Origin of the sequence: Sutterella faecalis (assembly GCF_006337085.1) — a bacterium.
Taxonomy (GTDB): Bacteria; Pseudomonadota; Gammaproteobacteria; order Burkholderiales; family Burkholderiaceae_F; genus Sutterella; species Sutterella faecalis.
In genome coordinates, this window is sequence record NZ_CP040882.1 from 1,453,465 (window position 1) to 1,469,204 (window position 15,740).

At 60.6% G+C, this 15,740-nt stretch carries 14 protein-coding genes and 1 tRNA gene; 1 reads left to right on the forward strand and 14 read right to left on the reverse strand.

Annotated elements, in window-relative coordinates; translation table 11 throughout:
• Nucleotides 1-214 precede the first annotated feature (214 nt).
• A complete protein-coding gene (locus tag FG381_RS05860; protein ID WP_139687958.1) occupies nucleotides 215-805 on the forward strand; it encodes a hypothetical protein in 591 nt (196 codons plus the stop codon).
• Nucleotides 806-916: 111 nt separating this feature from the next.
• On the opposite strand, the gene rlmD is transcribed toward FG381_RS05860, so the two are convergent.
• The 14 genes from rlmD to pheT form a co-directional block, all read right to left on the reverse strand.
• Entirely contained in the window at nucleotides 917-2,386 is a 1,470-nt protein-coding gene (gene rlmD, locus FG381_RS05865) for a 23S rRNA (uracil(1939)-C(5))-methyltransferase RlmD (RefSeq protein ID WP_139687959.1), read from the reverse strand.
• Nucleotides 2,387-2,477: 91 nt separating this feature from the next.
• Complete coding sequence (gene iscB / locus FG381_RS05870) at nucleotides 2,478-3,779, reverse strand: RNA-guided endonuclease IscB (protein WP_139687960.1); 1,302 nt, start codon at nucleotides 3,777-3,779, stop codon at nucleotides 2,478-2,480.
• Between the two features lie 398 nt (nucleotides 3,780-4,177).
• Nucleotides 4,178-5,068 carry a peptidoglycan DD-metalloendopeptidase family protein gene (locus FG381_RS05875; RefSeq protein ID WP_226960327.1) on the reverse strand — a complete coding sequence of 297 codons (891 nt, stop codon included), beginning with the start codon at nucleotides 5,066-5,068 and terminating at the stop codon, nucleotides 4,178-4,180.
• Between the two features lie 55 nt (nucleotides 5,069-5,123).
• Nucleotides 5,124-5,897, reverse strand: coding sequence for a 5'/3'-nucleotidase SurE (gene surE / locus FG381_RS05880; RefSeq protein WP_139687961.1), 774 nt, complete (start codon nucleotides 5,895-5,897; stop codon nucleotides 5,124-5,126).
• Nucleotides 5,898-6,015: 118 nt separating this feature from the next.
• Nucleotides 6,016-7,332 carry a phosphate regulon sensor histidine kinase PhoR gene (gene phoR, locus FG381_RS05885; RefSeq protein ID WP_139687962.1) on the reverse strand — a complete coding sequence of 439 codons (1,317 nt, stop codon included), beginning with the start codon at nucleotides 7,330-7,332 and terminating at the stop codon, nucleotides 6,016-6,018.
• Nucleotides 7,333-7,357: 25 nt separating this feature from the next.
• The gene (locus FG381_RS05890; protein WP_139687963.1) at nucleotides 7,358-8,074 is read right to left on the reverse strand and encodes a response regulator; all 717 of its coding nucleotides are present in this window, start codon (nucleotides 8,072-8,074) and stop codon (nucleotides 7,358-7,360) included.
• 45 nt (nucleotides 8,075-8,119) lie between these two features.
• Nucleotides 8,120-8,842: a phosphate signaling complex protein PhoU gene (gene phoU / locus FG381_RS05895; RefSeq protein WP_139687964.1), complete on the reverse strand. Its 723-nt coding sequence runs from the start codon at nucleotides 8,840-8,842 to the stop codon at nucleotides 8,120-8,122.
• Between the two features lie 27 nt (nucleotides 8,843-8,869).
• Nucleotides 8,870-9,676 carry a phosphate ABC transporter ATP-binding protein PstB gene (pstB, locus tag FG381_RS05900; protein WP_139687965.1) on the reverse strand — a complete coding sequence of 269 codons (807 nt, stop codon included), beginning with the start codon at nucleotides 9,674-9,676 and terminating at the stop codon, nucleotides 8,870-8,872.
• 61 nt (nucleotides 9,677-9,737) lie between these two features.
• Nucleotides 9,738-10,589 (reverse strand): phosphate ABC transporter permease PstA, encoded by an 852-nt coding sequence (pstA, locus tag FG381_RS05905; RefSeq protein ID WP_139687966.1) that lies wholly within the window; start codon nucleotides 10,587-10,589, stop codon nucleotides 9,738-9,740.
• Entirely contained in the window at nucleotides 10,586-11,479 is an 894-nt protein-coding gene (gene pstC, locus FG381_RS05910) for a phosphate ABC transporter permease subunit PstC (protein ID WP_226960328.1), read from the reverse strand. Before pstC ends, pstA begins: the two co-directional genes overlap by 4 nt.
• A gap of 30 nt (nucleotides 11,480-11,509) precedes the next feature.
• Nucleotides 11,510-12,331, reverse strand: a complete 822-nt coding sequence (locus tag FG381_RS05915; RefSeq protein WP_139687967.1) for a phosphate ABC transporter substrate-binding protein — start codon at nucleotides 12,329-12,331, stop codon at nucleotides 11,510-11,512.
• Between the two features lie 377 nt (nucleotides 12,332-12,708).
• Nucleotides 12,709-12,785 (reverse strand) — tRNA-Pro (locus tag FG381_RS05920).
• A gap of 58 nt (nucleotides 12,786-12,843) precedes the next feature.
• A complete protein-coding gene (locus FG381_RS05925; RefSeq protein ID WP_139687968.1) occupies nucleotides 12,844-13,233 on the reverse strand; it encodes an integration host factor subunit alpha in 390 nt (129 codons plus the stop codon).
• A 76-nt stretch (nucleotides 13,234-13,309) separates the two neighbouring features.
• On the reverse strand, nucleotides 13,310-15,727 hold the full coding sequence (gene pheT, locus FG381_RS05930) for a phenylalanine--tRNA ligase subunit beta (RefSeq protein ID WP_139687969.1): 2,418 nt from the start codon (nucleotides 15,725-15,727) through the stop codon (nucleotides 13,310-13,312).
• Between the last annotated feature and the right edge of the window lie 13 nt (nucleotides 15,728-15,740).

A 15,740-nucleotide genomic window follows, 5' to 3' on the forward strand; every position in this document is an offset into this window, starting at 1 on the left:
TTTTCCGCAGAAGAAAAGACTCACGGAGAGGATCAGGATTCCTGCAAGGTTAATCTCGAAACCGAAAAACGGCATAAGACAAGTGCCTGATATTTGATTTTTCCCGCCTCGGCTAAACTTCCGCACCGAATTAGGGCGCGATGGCGGCGGCGAGCATGCCGCCGAAGCGCCGTGAAAACAAAAATAAAACAAACCAAAAGAGGAAAAGAATCAGATGGGCGACAAACTCACCGTAGACAAGGTCTTTGCCGACAACCTGGGCACGGCCATAGGCGGATGCGTGCGCGATCAGTCCGTAACGCTTTTTTCGAGCGACATTGCCCGTGCGGCGGGCGTCCCCTGGAATCCGATTCCTTTCTTCGGGCGTGCGGAGAAAACGCGCTTCCGCGCCCGCTGGGCGGCGCTCCTTCAGGGCGTGGGCCTCTGGGCGGCGCTCACGGCGATTCCTGAACTTGCGGCCGAAGAGAAGCTTTCGAGAAAAGTCTCCTCCCAGATGCAGGCCTATACGGATGCCATTCTGAAGTCGCCCCTCCTCGAAGCGCTCTCCGAAACGGAAGTGCGCGACTACACGCTCCTGAGGCAGCGCTTCATGCGCTTAGGCGCCTCTCCTGAAGCTTCAAAAGACGCCTTTGCCCGGGCTTTCCTTTCGGCGCTCTCGGGAAAGAGCCCGGCCGAAACCTCGCTCGAACACACCCGCAGGCTTTCTGAAGAAATCGGCGCCGCGTATTCGCTCTTCACGAAGCTCTCGAATACCTGCAAGGCAGAGCCCCTCTCCTACGAACGGGCTTCGAAGAAGAAGTCCTGATCTTTATGGGACGGGCGTTCTTTTCCGGACGCCCTCCAAAGAGAAGGCCGGCATCCCATCCGCGGATCTGCCGGCCTTTTCCTTGTCTTCACGACGGCAAAGCGCCGTCCATCAATTCTCTTCCGAGAGGTGCATCTTCACATTGTCGTCGCCCTCGGCTGCGATGCGGCGTTCAATCGCTTCGGCCTCATCGGACTTTTCAACCGGACGCTCGCCGGGTTCGAGCACCGCGATCGATTCGACGTGGCCCGTGTGCGGGAACATATTCATGATGCCGGCAGCCCGGATCTTCCAGCCGCCCTCGTGGTGGAGCACCGCGCAGTCGCGGGCTAGCGTTGCCGGATTGCAGGACACGTAGACCACGCGTCCCGGGCGCTTATCGGTTTTAGCGAGCACCCGGGCGAGCGCAAGCGCGCCCTCGCGCGGCGGGTCGATGAGAACGCGGTCGATGCCGCCCAGCGTCTTCTGAAGCTCCTCCCAGTCGGCTTCGCACCAGGTAAAGAGGTTTCGCGCGCGAAACGCCGTCTTTGCGGCGAGCCCGTTGTCGGCCGCGCCCTGGCGCGCCCGGGCGACAAGACCTTCGGAACCTTCAATGCCGATCACGCGCTTCGCGCGCCTTGCGATCGGGAGCGTGAAGTTTCCGAGGCCGCAGAAGAAGTCCGCCACCTTCATGTCGGGCGTGAGCTCGAGGAGCCTCACGGCGCGCGACACCATGGTTTCATTGAGCGCATGGTTCACCTGCGTAAAGTCCGTGGGCTTGAAGGTGATGCGGACATTGAATTCGGAGAGTTCGAGCCCGAGCTTCGTTTCGTTCTCGGGAAGCGCCGCATGCGCCGTTTCCGGGCCCTTGGGCTGAAGCCAGATGTCAAGATTCTTCTCGCGCCCGAAGGCGAGAAGCTTCTCATGATCCTCGGGGGTCACCGGGTCGAGCGTGCGGAAGACGAGGGCCGTACGGCCGTCGCCGCCGACCGCTACCTCGACCTGCGGCATGCGGTCGCGCATGTCGAGGTCCTCAATCAGCACGCGAAGGGGATCAAGGAGCGCCGAAACATTGGGCGTAAGCACCGGACACTCGTGCATGTCGGCCACGTAGGAAGAGCTCTTCTCATGAAAGCCCACGAGGACGCCTCCCTTCTTCAGCACATTTCTCACCGTGAGGCGTGCACGATGGCGGTACCCCCAGTAGGGGCCGTAAATCGGCATCAGCACTTCCTCGGGCTTCACCTTGCCGATGCGCCAGAGGGTGTCGAGGAGAATCCTTTCCTTAAAGGCCACCTGGGCCGAGGGCTCGATGTGCTGCATCGTGCAGCCACCGCAGGAACCGGGCCCGATGCCGAAATTGGGGCACCGGGGCTGAACGCGCAGAACGCTTTCCTTATGAATTTCAGTGACGCGGCCGATGTCGAAGCTCGTCTTCGAGCGGAGCCGCTCGTAGGTCACGCGTTCTCCGGGCAGCGCACCCTGGATGAAGACCACCTTGCCGTCCACGTGCGCAATGCCGCGCCCTTCCTGGTCAAGGCGCTCGACGTCGACGGTGAAGTATTCGGGAGTGCGCTCCTTCGGTTTAGATCTGCGGCCCATTTTGGTCTCTTTCGGTGTATTGGGATTCTGGAAAATCGGGGAATAGGGAAAAGAAAAGCGGCTAATCCTCAAAAGTGGTGGGATTCAGTAATCAACTATTGGTTAGTGAATACCCATAGCCATCGTTTCTTGCAAGAATCGTGCAATTTTTGGCACGACCTCTTACGCGAAAATCTGGTTGCAGCATTACGACGCTCCCGTCGTTGGTTGCAAAAGCTCTTCCCGTCCATACGCCGGGATGTTTACCGCTGCGTACGGACATTCGCACAATGTCTCCCGTACCCACGCCATAAGGACGCTTTGTTCTCATGAAGTAGGCAACCGGGAACCCGTACCTGTCGGTTCTCGTGCGCTTGTACTGGCCTCTGCCGGCGCAGTAGACCTCAAGGACCTGCATGCGTTCGTCAAAGACCGCCCTTCGCGTCTCGCCGACGCAGAGTGCGTCAAGCCAATGCTCCTTTGGCACGCCGTAGAGGTGCCGATTGAACTTGGTGAGCGCTCCGGAGCCGACTGAAACCGGAAGACCGGTTGCCTTCAGCGAGTTGAAGAGCGCCCAGCGCGTCGCATTGACGGCTGAAGCATCCCTGAGCGGCGTTTTGAGCTGACTTCGGATGCGCTTTAGAAGATCGGGTTTGCCTTTGAGGAAATCCTCTATCGGCTTTGCTCCTTTCTTCTGGTTGCATTCAACGCAGGCAATTGCAAGGTTGGAGATGCGATTGCTGCCGCCCCTTGCCTTCGGCACGATGTGCTCCACGTTGAGCGGCACGCCGCTCTTCCCGCAGTAAACGCATCTGCGGCCGAACTTTTCAAGGAGGTATTCCTTGAGCTCATAGCCCGCAAGCTCGCCCTGCTGATACTCCGTTCCGGAGATCTCCGGGTTCTCCAGCTTCTGCGTATCAAACTTCACAAGCTCCTGAGCCAGGCCGATCGCCGGAACAAGCCGGCGAAGACGATCGACCCAGGATTTCGTTGTATCGACGCGGTGTCTCAGAGAGGGCGGCAGCCACCCTTCAGCTCTCCTGCGGTTGAGAAACCGTGGAGCTCGATAGCGGAGGTTTCGGCTGCGGCGTCCGCGGCGAAGCTGCCGCCTCGCCGTGAGCGCGTCACGGATGGATGCGCCGCGATGTCTGAGGTTGATGAAAAAGAGCGCATAGTGCATCTTCTTCACATCCTCGCGCACAACGGCAATTCCCGTCTCCCTAGAGCCGGGATCAAGCTTGATGAGGACCGGCTGCACTGCCGATTCGGCAAGCGTTCGGTCCACAATGCGGATCGTAAACGGATGCAGCTTATGCACCCGTGCGCGTCCTCCTTTGAGAAGCCGCCTTGCCCGCGCCGGACGGCACGGCATCAGCGGCTTGTGGTCCTTGTCGAGTACAAAGACGTTGATCATATTGTTGAGTTCCTTACGGATATCAGACGAGCTCCTTTAGGGAGCGCGCCGTGTCAAATCGAAATGTTCCCCTCGCCTATGTCCATAACCAGCGTTTTCATCGGCAGACCGTTTCGTGCCCCCTCAATGGCTTGTCTGCTTCTGCCGATTCCAGTTGTCCGGAGCTGAGGAAGCACCCCGGAGTGGGTCTTTTTACTTGTCTATGAACGTAGCCTTGGCAGGAATGAGCAATTTCATCCCTGCTGCAGCTCAGGCTGGACTATCACAGCGGTAGGTCTTCCTACCAGTTTTGAGGAATAGCCAGAAAAGCGCCCGATCAGAGAGCTGAAAAGCTCTCAATGACAGGGCGCCTTCGCCCCTCAACGGGATCGCGGCGGAAATGTAGCGCAAAGCGCGGCTTATTGGCGTGCCGGCGGGAGGTATTTCATCGGATCAACGGGCTGGCCCTTGTCGCGGACCTCAAAGCGCAGCATCACGCGGTCGGCGTCGGTGCTTCCCATTTCGGCAATCTTCTGCCCGGCCTTCACCTGGTCGCCCGGCTTCACGACCACCTTGGAATTGTGACCGTAGGCGGTCACAAGGGTCGGCGTATGCTTCACGATCACGAGATTCCCGTAACCCTTGACGCCGCCGCCCACGAAGAGGATCTGACCGGCGCCCGCCGCCACGACGACGGAACCTTCCGTCCCGCCGATATCAAGGCCCTTGCCGTTTTTGGCGTAGTCGGAAAGAATCGGACCGCGTGCGGGCCAGAGAAAGCGCGTGCCGGGAATGACGGCAGGCGCTTCCTTCTTTTCGGGCGCCTTGGCTTCATGAACCGCGGGCTTTTCCTCCGCCGCCTTGATCACCGGTTCGCTCGAGGAGGTTTCCGCCGGAGCAATGACGGTTGCGGTTTCAATGGGAGCCTGCGCTTCCAGGCGATGAATCTTCACCGCGGAGCTTGCCGTCGTCACGGGAGCCTTCGTCGCGCGCGGAAGATGCAGCACCTGCCCCAGGCGCAGCGTCGTCGGATCCGTGATGGCGTTCATCTGCATGAGGTCGGAGGCGTTGACGCCGTAGCGCTGGGAGATGTTGTAGATCGTATCGCCCGGGGCCACCGTGTGCGTCGCGCCCGAGTCGGAGATGCCCCCGAGGGTGATCGGGGAGTCAAGCGCCGTGCTTTCTCCGGAAGCCACATTTCTGTTGACGATCGGCACCTCGCCGGGCGGAAGCGAGGAGCAGCCCGCGAGCACGAGCGCCGCGGCGCCGAGGATGAAACCGGTACGTGAACGAGATAAAACGCGCATCATCGAAAAAATCTTCTTCTGGAAAAAAGTCCGGGAAATTTAAGCCGCCTGCAGGCAATCACCGATTGCCCGCAAGCGAATCCGAATCGAACCAGCGGGCGGCTTCACCCACCTGCCGGTGGTTCGTGAGATCGGTCTGCAGGGGCGTCACGGACACAAAGCCGTGCGAAGTCGCCCAGAAGTCCGTTCCCTCCGCGGCGTCGGCAGGCTTTCCTGCGGCGCCCAGCCAATAGATCGGAAAGCCCCGCGGGCTCATCTCGCGGATCACCGATTCGGCGGACGACCGGCGGCCGAGCCGCGTCGCCCGGATGCCCTGGAGCGCCTCGCGGGGCATGTTGGGCATATTGACGTTGAGGAGCACGGCTTCGCGCTTCTCCCGGATCTGCGGAAGGAACTTCTCGACGACGACGCCTGCGACCTCGGCTGCGGATTCGAGTTCCGCCCAGCCTTTGTCGATCTGCGAAAAGGCGATCGACGGAATGCCGAAGAGATAGCCTTCGATCGCAGCCGCCACGGTGCCCGAGTACATCGTATCGTCGCCCATATTGGCGCCGCAGTTGATGCCTGAAACCACGAGGTCGGGCTTTTCATCGAGGAGCCCCGTGAGGGCAACATGCACGCAGTCGGAAGGCGTTCCCGAAACCACGTAGAGGTCGTCGCCCGGCATGTGCTCGACCGTGAGCGGGCGGTTGAGCGTCAGGGAGTTCGAGGCCCCGGAGTGGTTGTGGTCGGGGGCGACGATCGTGACGCGCCCGAAGCGGCGCATGGCTTTCGCGAGCGCCGCAATGCCGGGCGCCCGATAGCCGTCGTCGTTCGATACGAGAATGTGCATGGGAAAGAATTAATCCGTTCTGAAGTCCTTTGGGATTTACGGATTTTATCCCGCCTGAGGCGCGTTCCCGGGGCATGCCTCCCGTTCGCTCGAATTTGCTTACAGTTTGAGAGCCGTTTCAGAAGTCTTCCGAGAAGATTCTGGATTCGGGGAACATCATGGTGAAGGTCGAGCCTTTTCCCGGCGTCGATTCAATGAGAAGTTCGCCGCCGTTGCGTCTCAGCACATGCTTCACGATGGCGAGCCCGAGCCCCGTGCCCCCGGTGTCGCGCGAGCGCCCCTTGTCGACCCGGTAGAAGCGTTCCGTCAGGCGCGGAATGTGCTTTGCCTCAATGCCGATCCCGGTGTCCTTCACCGACAAAGCCGCCCCCATGCCGGCGCGCTTCCACGCGACCGCAATCGAGCCGCCCTCCGGCGTATAGCGGACGGCGTTTGAAACGAGATTCATGGCGGCGCTCCGGATTTCATCCGCGTCGCCGATCAACGAGATGTCTTCGGCCTCCAGCGTGATGTGGTGGCGCCCGAGGGAGAGGGCCTTCCCCTCCCGCACCACGTCCTCGATGAGCTTCGGCATGGCGATCACCTCGGCGTCGGCATCATCCGACTCGTCCTTGTTTTCGAGGCTCGACAAAAGGAGGAGGTCGTCGAGAAGCGAGCGCATGCGGGTCGCCTGCTCGAGCATGAGCTGCCGGTGGTGCTCAAGCATTTCGGGCGGGAGCTTCCCGGCATCGACCTCCATATTGAGGAACCCGCTGATTACCGTGAGGGGCGTTCTCAGTTCGTGGCTCACGTTTGCGACAAAGTCGCGCCGCATGTCGTCGACGCGCCGGCGTTCCGTCACGTCATGCGTGACGATCATCATGTGGCGAAGGTCGGGCGCGACCACGGCCACTTCAAGCTCCCTTCCGGCCCGGTCCAGAAACGCATAGTGGCGGGAATAGTTTCTTTCAAGAAGCCACCGGCGGAAGTCTTCATCCTTCACCGCCTCAAAGAAGCTCGCGCCGAGGGACGCCGCCTCCAGACCGAAATGCTCCATCGCGCTTTTATTCACCCACTCGAGCCGCCAGTTTTCGCCGAGAATCGTGACGCCTTCCGGGAGAAGCGCGAGGGTCTGGCGATAACGCTGATCGCGGTCGCGGATGCGCTTGTCTTTCTTTTCGTCTTCCTTCAATAGAGACTGCCAGAGGCCTGCCGCCAGAAGAAAGATCAGAATGACCGATCCTGCCCAGACAATCGTCACGGCGTTCGACGCGAAGCGCACGTTGAGAAAGACGGCAAGAATCGAAATAAGAAGAAAGGCAGCGGCGAGCACGATCCCGCGCCGCCTCAGATGCTCGCCTCTTTTTTCCTTTTTTTCCGTATTCGCTGCAGCCTGAGCTGAAAGTCCGTCGGCCAAGGTGGGAAAGACGTCCCCTGCGTCGTCGCGTCCCGTCATGGATATGCCTCCCGCGATTACAGCATCAAACGTCCCGGCAGCGGTAGCCGACGCCCCGCACCGTTTCGATGAGATCCTCGGCGGCCGTGCCCGCGAGCGCCTTTCTCAGGCGCAGCATGTGTACGTCCACCGTGCGCTCGTCGACGAACGCGCTCGGCCAGACGGCATCGAGCAGGTTCTGGCGCGAAAAGACCCGGCCCGGCTTAGACGCAAAGAGGGAGAGAAGCTTGAATTCCTTTGCTGAGAGCTTCAAAGGCACCCCGTCCGCCGTGGCCTCAAAGCGCGTTTCGTTCATCAGAAGCGGTCCGCAGGTGATGACGTGCTCATGCTCTTCGGCCGGAGCAGCGTTCACAGGCGCGCCCGACCCGCCCTTCCGGCGAAGCACCGCCCTCACGCGGGCGGTGAGCTCCCTCGGAAGGAAGGGCTTCACGACATAGTCGTCCGCCCCGGCGTCAAGACCCGCCACCCGGTCGGCCTCGTCGCCGCGGGCAGTGAGAAGAATCACGGGGAGCCCGGCCGTGTCGGAAGAGGACCGGAGGTCCTTCAACCAATCGAGCCCGGAGCGGTCGGGAAGCATCCGGTCAAGGAGCACAAGGTCGGGGCGTTCCCTGCGGAACGCTTCCTTTGCCTCGGCAACGCTTCCCGCGCGCGCGGTGCGAAAGCTTTCGGCCTCGCAGACAAAAGCAACAAGCTCGCGAATGGCGGCTTCATCCTCAACGATCAGGAGGAGCGGTGCGGTCATGGAATCGTGAAATGAATCGGAAAAAAGATGAGGTCAGGATGCGCTTCAGTCCGCCTCATCGTCGTCATCAGAAAATTCCTCATGCGCGATCTTTTCGTGGCGGATGTCGAGCCCCTCAACAATAAAGATAATCGCCTCGCCGACATTCTGCATGTGCGCGGCAACGCGTTCGAGCGCGCGGTTGATGCGGATGAATTCAAGTCCGTCATCGAGCGTAACGGCATTAATCTTCATGCGGGAGACGGTTGCCGTCAAGGCGTCATGAACCTGTCCGGACACCAGGTCGCGCTCTTCGACGAGATGGCGTGCCGCCTTCGCGTCCATGCCGACCAAAGCCGCATTCATTTTGTCGGCCATGCCCTTCAAGCGCTCGAGCACGGAAACGAGTTCCGTGAGCGCCTCTCCGGCCTGCCCGACGGCCGGGTTTGCAAGGCGGCAGATGCCCTTGGCGGCATTCCGCACCTCATCCCCCATGCGCTCAAAGTCGTTCGTCATTCTCCAGCAGCCTAGGAGCATCCTCAGATCCACCGCCTGAGGCTGGCGCTTGGAGATGAGCGTCTCCATAAAGGCGTCGAGCTCCTTTTCCCAGAGATTGATCAAGGCATCGCGCTCGACCACCTTCTCGGCTTCCTCGCGATTCAAGCCCGCGAGCGCAGTGGAAAGCGCCGAAAGCTGCCCTCGGACAGCCCCCGCCATGTCGAGCATGTTGGAGAGAAGGCTCTTCAGCTCCGCGTCGAAAGCCTTCACGATATGTTCTTTTTCGGTCATCGCCATTTCCTTTTTCCCCTTCCGCTTTTAACCGAATCTGCCGGTGATGTAGTCCTCAGTTGCCTTCTTTTCGGGGCGCATGAAGATCTTCTGGGTGCTGCCGAACTCAATCAATTCGCCCAAATACATGAAGGCCGTGTAGTCCGAGACGCGCGCCGCCTGCTGCATGCTGTGCGTGACGATCACGACCGTGTAGTCCTTCTTCAATTCATTGATGAGATCTTCAATCCTCGCGGTTGAAATCGGGTCGAGGGCCGAGCAGGGTTCGTCAAGAAGCAGCACCTCGGGCTTCACGGCAATCCCGCGGGCAATGCAGAGACGCTGCTGCTGGCCGCCCGAAAGGGAGGTGCCGGGTTCATTCAGCTTCGCCTTCACGTCGTCCCAGAGCGCGGCTTTTTTTAGCGCCCATTCAACGCGCTCCGTCAATTCAGCCTTCGACAGCTTTTCCCGCAGCCTCACGCCGTAGGCGATGTTGTCGAAAATCGACATCGGAAAGGGCGTCGGACGCTGAAAGACCATGCCGACGCGCGACCGGAGCGCCGTCACGTCAATTGACGGATCGAGCACCTCCATGCCCGAAAGCCTGATCGAGCCTTCGGCGCGCTGCTCCGGATAAAGATCCTGCATGCGGTTCAGTGACCTCAGGAGCGTCGACTTCCCGCAGCCCGAAGGGCCGATGAAGGCGGTGACGCACCCTTCGGGAATCTTCATCGACACGTTCTTGAGCGCGTGGAAATTCCCGTAGTACACGTTGAGATTCTGAATGTCGATCTTCGCGGGCGGCATTTCCTTTTCTGCCGGCTCGTTGAGATGATCGGGATGAATCATGGTCATTTCGTGTTTCTCTTATGTTGGGGTTGTCTCTTGACTCTTGCTTTGAAAACTGCTTTCACCATCAGCGGCGGCAGCGTTCGCGGATCCAGATCGCCGCGGAACTCATGAGAAGCACGAGTACAAGCAGAACAAGCGCAGTGCCGTACTGAATGGGGCGCGTCGCTTCAATGTTGGTGCCCGAAGTCGCGAGCACGTAGATGTGGTACGGAAGAGCCATGACGGGCTCGAAGGGCGAAACACCGTCCTTCGGCGTGAAGAAGACGCTGCCGGTGTACATGATCGCGGCGGTTTCGCCTGCGGCGCGCGCAAGCCCCAGAATGGCGCCCGTGAGGATGCCGGGGAGCGCATTGGGAAGCACCACCTTGAGGGTCGTCTCTCTTCTCGAGGCCCCCAACGCAAGACTCGCCTCACGCCAGTCCTGAGGCACCTGCGAGAGGGCCGCTTCCGTCGTATTGATGATGATGGGAAGCGACAACACCGCGAGCGTGAGAATGCCGGAGAGGAGGCTCACGCCGAAGCCGCAGAAAACGACGAAGAAGGTGAGGCCGAAGAGGCCGAAGACGATGGAGGGCACGCCCGCAAGGTTCGCGATCGAAAGCCTCGTCATCGTGACCCAGGCCGAGGGGCGGCTATATTCATGGAGGTAGACCGCGCTCGCCACGCCGAGCGGGAGCGCAATCACGAGCGCCCCCACCGCGAGGCAGAAGGTGCCGAGAATGCAGGGCAGAATCCCGCCCTTCGTCATGAGGTCGCGCGGAGGTTCGGTGAGGAACTCCCACGAGAGCGCGGGCCAGGCGTTGACGATGATGAGGCCGATGATGCCTAAGAGCGCCGCAATGTCAATCACGACCGCAAGGCGCATGACCGTGAAGCCAGAGGCTTCAGCAAAGCGGCGAAGCACTGCCGATTTCATTTGTTTTTCTCCAGCCCGAAGCGGCGCGCCGCATACCAGGCGCAGAGATTGAAGACGAACGTGATGAGAAAGAGCACGAGGCCCGTCGCATAGAGCGCGTGATAGTGGGCGTCGCCCACGGCGGCCTCAGCCATTTCCGCGGCAATCGACGAGGTCATGGGGCGCACGGGATCGAAGATCGATTCCGGAATAATCGCGGCGCCGCCCGCCACCATCAGCACCACCATCGTTTCGCCGATGACGCGCGAGATGCCGAGCATGACGGCCGTTGCAATGCCGCCCATCGCCCAGCGAAGCTCCACTTTGACAAGCGTTTCCCAGCGCGTGGCGCCGAGCGCGAGGCTCGCTTCGCGGATGCCGCCCGGAACGTTCCGAAGCGCATCCTCTGAGATCGACGCGATCGTCGGCACGCACATGAAGGCGAGCATGATCGACGCGTTCGTGAGATTGAGGCCCGTGGCAAGACCGAAGGTGTTCTGAAGCCAGGGCGCCAGAATGATCATGCCGATGAAGCCGATCACGACGGACGGAAGTGCCGCCATGAGTTCGATCATGGGCTTCACGACCCGCTTCATGCCGTCGGGCATGCCGGCGTGGATGGCGCAGGCCGTGAGCACCCCGGTCGGAACGGCGATCACGGTGGTGAGCGCCGCGCAGGCGAGCGACCCCACGATCAGGGCGCCGATCCCGAAGACCGGCGGATCATCGGTCGGATACCACTCGGTTGAAAAAAGAAAGTCCTTGAGCGAGACCTGAGAGAAGATCGGCAGCGCCTGGCTGAGAAGAAACAAAACAATGGCGGCGAGCGCAAGCACGCTTACGCCGGCCGCCATCGCGAGGCACCGCCGGAAGGTCTGATCCGCCCTGAGTTTTGCGGGCATTGCGGCCATTCCGACTGCTCCAGTTTGTTCTGGAATCGATTACTTCAGATCAACGGGAACAAAGCCCGCCTTCTGAACATCCTTCTGGCCCTCAGCCGAGAGCATGAACTTGATGAGGTTCGCGGCGCTCGCCTTCACGTCGCCCGCAGTGAAGAGGTAGAGATCGCGGGCGATCGGCCAGGTCTTGTCCTTGGCGGACTGCATGCCGGGCTTGACGTTGTTGACTTCGAGCGCATGGGTTTCCTTATCCATGTAGCCGACGCCAATGTAGCCGATCGCATTGGGGTTCTGAGAAACCGCCTGCACGACGCCGCCGTTCGAAGCCTGAATCAGAGCGCGCGGAGAAACGCGGGTCTTCCCCATCACGAGTTCCTGGAAGCACTCGAACGTACCCGAAGAGGAGTCGCGGCCGACCACAACGATCGGAGCCTTGGCGCCGCCCACTTCATCCCAGGACTTCACCTTGCCGGCGAAGATGTCCTTCAACTGAGCCATCGTGAGACCCTTGACGCCGTTTTTCGGATTCACGACCGGGATGATGGCGTCGTGCGCAACCGTGTAGCGCGTCACCTTCTTCGAGTGCGACTCGAAGTCCTGCGCTTCCTTGGCCTTCAGATCGCGCGAAGACATCGCAACGTCCGTCATGCCGTCGCGAAGGGCCTTGATGCCGTTGCCGGAACCCGTGCCCGAGATCGTCACGGTGACGCCGGGATTGGCCTTCATGAAGCCTTCCGCCACGAGCTGCATCGCCGGCAGAACCGTCGTGGAGCCGTTAACCGTCACGGTATCGGCAGCGTAGACATTGCCCATCACGGCAAAACCAGCCAGAGCGCCGAAAACGGCAGCCATCTTGTTCGTCATTTCACTTCTCTTACAAAAACAATGAATCTGAAATTCGGTGTGCCGGAGAACTCTCGGTCTCCCTGAAGCACGAGAAGCAGTATGTAAAAGTGAATTGAACGGGCAGTGACGTTTTCGTTAAGGTTTCATGACGGCCAGCGAATGTGCGTCATCAAAGTGTCATGGAGGAGATTTGAATGCCCCTCTTTGCTGCTTTGAAGACGAACGAAGCGCACCGGAATTCATCATTAGCATCGGGATCACTTGCACTGAAGTTTCCGGCAGATGGCAAAAATCATTCCAGAGTGATTAAAGTAAAATAAATCACATTGATATATATGGAATTTTATTTCGTGCAGACAACAAAAAAGGCCATCTTTCGATGACCTCATTTGTTCTGGTCGGGGCGGCGGGATTCGAACTCGCGACCCCTTGCACCCCATGCAAGTGCGCTACCAGGCTGCGCTACGCCCCGAACAGAAGCGGAATATTACCTGAAGATTTCGAAAAAAGCAAATTCAGGTTGAGTCCGCTTATTCCTTGTCCTTGAGGACGGCGCGCGTGCGGCGGGTGCGCGGCTGTTCCTGCGGCGGAATCAGGTTGGTCGTCACGCGGGCGTTGAGCGTTCCCGAGGGATGGAAGGTGACGACGCGGCGCTCAGTGATGGTCACCGTTTCGCCGGTCTTGAGATTGCGGCCCGGACGGGCAACCTTGTCGCGCACGGAGAAATTGCCGAGACCCGGAATCTTCACCGTGTCGCCCTTTTCAAGGTGCTCGGCGATGAGTTCGAAGAAGGTTTCGACGATGAGCTTCGCATGCGGACGATCAAGGTCCGGAATCTGTGCGATCAGCGCTTCGGCAATGCTCGCCTTATTGAGCGTGCGAATGTCCTGATCGTCCTGTTTTTCTTCCTGATCTTTCATATGTCTTCTTTTCTGTCGATGGAAATTGCTTAGGGCTGATGCCGGTCCGCTCTCCACAAACGGACCGGCAGCGGAATTACTGACGCAGGCGAGCGCCCTTTTCCTCGAGCACTTCGAGAATAGCGCGCACGGCGCCTTCCGTCTGCTCGTCGTTCAAAGCCTCATCGGTGCGGGAATTAAGTTCAATCGCAAAGGCGAGCGACTTTTCGCCCGCGCCCTCGCCTTCCTTCGGACGATAGAGGTCGAAGAGGCGGAAGTCCGTGAGGGGCGCGAGACGCAGATCCTTCTTCTTCGCGGCAGCAACCGCGTCGAAGAGCACCTGAACCTCCATGTCGGCAGGAACCACCACAGCGAGGTCGCGCGTGACGGGCTGGAACTTGCTCACGGGCTTGTAGTCCGGAAGCGGCAGTTCCATGAGCGGGTCGACGGCGACTTCGAAGACCACCGGCGCATGCGTGAGATCAAACTGCTGCATGACGCGCGGATGGAGTTCGCCGATGAAGCCGATGCGCTTATCGCCCACGTAGATGCCGGCAGAACGCCCCGGATGGAGCGCCGGGAAGGATTCCTTCACGAAGCGGGCCTTGAGCGGACGGATGAGGCGCTCAACGTCGCCCTTCACGTCGAAGAAGTCGACGCGGCGGGCGGCAACGCCCCACTGCGCATCATCGGCCGTACCGTAGGCGAGGCCGGCGATGTGCTGCGGCTGACGCACGCCCTTCACCGTCCAGGGGCCTTCCTCAACCGAGGCATCGGGGAAGAAGACGCGGCCGAGTTCAAAGACGCGGACGCGCTCAGCGCGGCGATTGAGGTTGTAGCGGAGGATGTCGACGAGGCCGCCGATCAGCTGCGTACGCATGACGGAAAGCTGAGAGGCGATCGGATTGAGGAGACGGATCGGCTTCTCGTTCGCGGCGAACGCGACTTCCCATTCTTCGGGAACGAAGGAGAAGTTGATGAGTTCCTGGTACCCGAGGTCCGCCATTTCAAGGCGCAGCGCATGCGCGGAGCGGCGCTCCTCGCGCGAGGGCTTCATCGCGATGCGGGCGAGGGGCGGACGGTCCGGAAGCTTTTCATAGCCCCAGAGGCGGGCAACTTCCTCAATCAGATCCTCTTCGATTTCGATGTCGAAGCGGAAGGACGGCGGCACCACCGTGAAGACGCCATTTTCGAGCGTGTACTCGAACCCGAGGCGCTTGAAGCTCTCCTCCATCGATTCGAGCGGAATGTCGACGCCCACCACCTTGCAGCAGCGGTCGACGCGCATCTTGACGGGCGCGCGCTCGGGGAGGTTCGCAACCACATCCTCGACCGGGCCCACCTTGGTTTCGGGCGTGCCGCAGATGTCGAGAACGAGCTGCGTGATGTATTCGAGGTGCTCGGCCGTGCTCGCATAGTCGACGCCGCGCTCATAGCGGTAGGCGGCATCGGTCGAGAAGTTGAGCTTCCTGCAGCGGCCCTGAATCGCCTTCGGGAACCAGAAGGCGGATTCGATGAAGAGATCCGTCGTTTCGTCGTTGATGGACGACCGGTCGCCGCCCATGATGCCCGCCAGGCACTCGGGCTCGTCGCCCGCGCAGATGACGCCGTACCAGGGGGTGAGCTCAACCGTTTCGCCGTTCAGAAGCTTGACGGATTCGCCCTCGCGCGCCCAGCGCACGGTAAGGCGGTCGGCATTCAGCTTCTTGATGTCGTAGAAGTGCGTCGGGCGGCCGAGCTCGAGCATCACGTAGTTCGAGATGTCGACCAAAGCAGACACCGAACGCTGACCGGCGCGCTCAAGGCGAGACTTCATCCATTCCGGGGTCTTCGCCTTCGGGTTGAGGTTCCGGATCACGCGGCTCGAGAAGCGGCCGCAGAGGTCGGGCGCCTGAATCTCGACAGGGAGCCTGCACTCGCACGTGGCGGGAACCGGAGCCATCGAGGGGAGAATGAGGGGCGCGCCCGTAATGGCGTGCACGTCGCGGGCAACGCCCACGACGGAGAGCGCATCGCCGCGGTTGGGCGTGAGCTTCAGCTCAATCTTCGCGTCGTCAAGACGCGCATATTCGCGGATGTCGGTGCCGATCGGCGCGTCGTCCGGAAGGATCCAGATGCCGTCGTGGTTCTCGTTGATGCCGAGTTCGCGCGTTGAGCAGAGCATGCCCATCGACACCACGCCGCGCAGTTTGCTCTTCTTGATGCGGAAATCCCCGGGGAGCACCGCGCCGATCGTGGCGCAGGCGACCTTGATCCCGGCACGCACATTGGGCGCGCCGCAGACGATCTGGAGGGTCTCGCCCGTGCCGGCATTCACTTCGCAGACATGGAGGTGATCCGAATTCTCGTGGTCGCGGCAGGTGAGGACCTCGGCGACGACGACGCCCGAAAAGGCGGGAGCAGCGGTCGTGACTTCCTCAACCTCAAGGCCCGCCATCGTAAGGGCTTCGGCGAGCTCATCGGTCGAAAGCGCCGGATTGACGTACTGGCGCAGCCATTCTTCAGTGAAAATCATTTTTCTCTTCTCT